This is a genomic window from Mesorhizobium sp. M7A.F.Ca.CA.002.09.1.1 (genome assembly GCF_003998555.1).
Taxonomy (GTDB): domain Bacteria; phylum Pseudomonadota; class Alphaproteobacteria; order Rhizobiales; family Rhizobiaceae; genus Mesorhizobium; species Mesorhizobium ciceri.
In genome coordinates, this window is record NZ_RZRR01000866.1 from 1 (window position 1) to 2,354 (window position 2,354).

At 60.1% G+C, this 2,354-nt stretch carries 2 protein-coding genes and 1 tRNA gene; 2 read left to right on the forward strand and 1 reads right to left on the reverse strand.

The window, feature by feature from the left end; genetic code table 11:
• A partial coding sequence (locus tag EN994_RS36895; RefSeq protein ID WP_164746247.1) for a hypothetical protein occupies positions 1-326 on the forward strand: 326 nt, incomplete at its 5' end.
• A gap of 496 nt (positions 327-822) precedes the next feature.
• Here EN994_RS36895 and EN994_RS27515 read toward each other — a convergent pair.
• A tRNA-Pro gene (locus tag EN994_RS27515) sits at positions 823-899 on the reverse strand.
• 201 nt (positions 900-1,100) lie between these two features.
• On the opposite strand from EN994_RS27515, the gene EN994_RS27520 reads away from it, so the two are divergent.
• Positions 1,101-2,354: phosphomannomutase/phosphoglucomutase (locus EN994_RS27520; RefSeq protein WP_164746248.1), on the forward strand; the 1,254-nt coding region annotated here is incomplete at its 3' end.

Consider the following 2,354-nt stretch of genomic DNA (forward strand, 5'->3'; position numbering starts at 1 on the left):
CCGTCGTTCTCGATCACCACGGGATGGTGCCGATGGTGGTGGCGATGGGTGGAAACGGAACCTGTCACGACAACGGTATCGCGGTGATGATGCCGGCGCCCATGGTCGTAGAACGCCACAGTACCATGGCGGCGGTGGTGCAAGCGCTGACCGTCTTCGTTGATGATCTTGACGCTGCCGTGATGTCGATGATGGGTTCTAACAACCACATCGGCTTCGGCTGCCGAAGCCACGACGGGCAGTCCAATGGAAATCGCCAACGCGCACATGATCATTGTTTTCATTGCAATTTCTCCATTTTCTTAATTAGCCCTTCATTGGATTAACTGCCCCTGATCACTTTGGTTCCGGTGGTCCGGCATCGGCCCGAACGTTCACTGGTCATCGCCGGATCTCGTCAACGACGGAACATTAGACGTGCCTGATGGTTTTATTTCTCGCAGCCGGGATCACGATTTGGTGTCTGCTGCGGATCAGTCGGCAAAGACTGGTCGGCCCGCGTTCTCCGCCAGAGGCGCGGGCTTCCCCCAGGCAACAGGAGAGAGATCATGAACAATATCATTTGGCTCGTTGGAGCTGTGGTCATCGTGATAGCGATCTTGAGCTTTTTTGGCCTCCGCTAGCCGGACGCGCGTGCCAGTTGAGATGTTTTCCGGAATCTGTCCGCGAGCGCACGTATGAAGGCATAAAGCGGCCGGTTGACCGTCTGGTTGCTGTCCAGTGCAACAGGCATCGCTGTCGGCCGGCGGGGAGACGCGAGTAATCTCGCTTGAGGGGCAGGTGGAGCGCCGAAGTCGGGATGCGCTAACTCTTTGTTTTTTCTGGTCGGAGTGGCAGGATTTGAACCTGCGACCCCCTCGTCCCGAACGAGGTGCGCTACCAGGCTGCGCTACACTCCGTGACCAGACCGCGGGCTTATAGCCGCCACACTTCGTTCCTGCAAGCGGCATGGCAGCACTTCTGTCGCATTTCATCGGCTTTCGTCGAGCATAGCCCGAAAGGCTCGGATTCCCTCCTGGGATAAACGTGGCTTAAAGCCTTCTGTGCTAAGCCGCAGTCCTCGACAACTCGTAATTTCCGCCACTCGGAGTTTTCCAGTCTTGTCCTTCAGCATCGTTGGCGACGCCCGGCCCAACAGTTTCGAGTTCGAAACCGAAGCGCTGATCAAGCCATCCGGCTTTCGAGAATATGATGCGCGCTGGTGGTTTGGCCATCCCGGCTCCGCGCAACTGCCGGAGCTCAATCTGAATGGCGTCCAGGCGCTCGGAATGGGGCTTGGCACGCTGATCCGCCGTGTCGGTGCCGGTCCCGATATCGTCACCGGGCACGATTTCCGCTCCTATTCGCTTGGCATCAAGCTGGCGCTGGTGTCCGGTTTGATGGCTGCAGGCGCTCGGGTGAGGGACATCGGACTGGCGTTGTCGCCGATGGCCTATTTCGCCCAGTTCGCACTGGACGTGCCTTCGGTCGCTATGGTCACCGCCTCGCATAACGAGAATGGCTGGACCGGCGTCAAGATGGGTGCGGCGCGGCCGCTGACTTTCGGGCCGGAAGAGATGAGCGCGCTGAAGCAGATTGTACTGGCCGGCGATTTCGATCTCGTCGGCGGCGGCTCCTACGATTTCGTTCGCGATTTTCGCGCTACTTATCTCGACGATCTGACCGAGGACAAGCGCATCACCCGAAAGCTGAAAGTGGTCGCCGCCTGCGGCAACGGCACCGCCGGCGCCTTCGCGCCGCAAGCGCTGCAGCGCATCGGCTGCGAGGTCATCCCGCTCGATGTCGAACTCGACCACACCTTTCCGCGCTACAATCCCAATCCCGAGGATATGCAGATGCTGCATGCCATCAGGGACAAGGTGCTTGAGACTGGAGCCGATGTCGGCCTTGGCTTCGACGGTGACGGCGACCGCTGCGGCGTCGTCGACAATGAGGGCAATGAGATTTTTGCCGACAAGGTCGGTGTGATGCTGGCGCGCGATATCTCCAGCCAGCATCCGGGCTCGACCTTCGTCGTCGACGTCAAGTCGACCGGCCTGTTCAACACAGACAGCGTGCTGCGCGCCAACAGCGCCGTCACCGACTACTGGAAGACCGGCCACTCCTACATCAAGCGCCGCGTCGCCGAGCTTGGCGCCGTCGCCGGTTTCGAAAAGTCGGGCCATTTCTTCTTCACCCCGCCGATCGGGCGGGGTTATGACGATGGGCTGGTCACCGCCATTGCCATCTGCCAGATGCTGGACCGCAGCCCCGGCAGTTCGATGGCCGATCTATACCGCGCGCTGCCGCTGACCTTCGGCACGCCGACCATGTCGTCGCACTGCGCGGACGATGTGAAGTATGGCGTTGTCGAG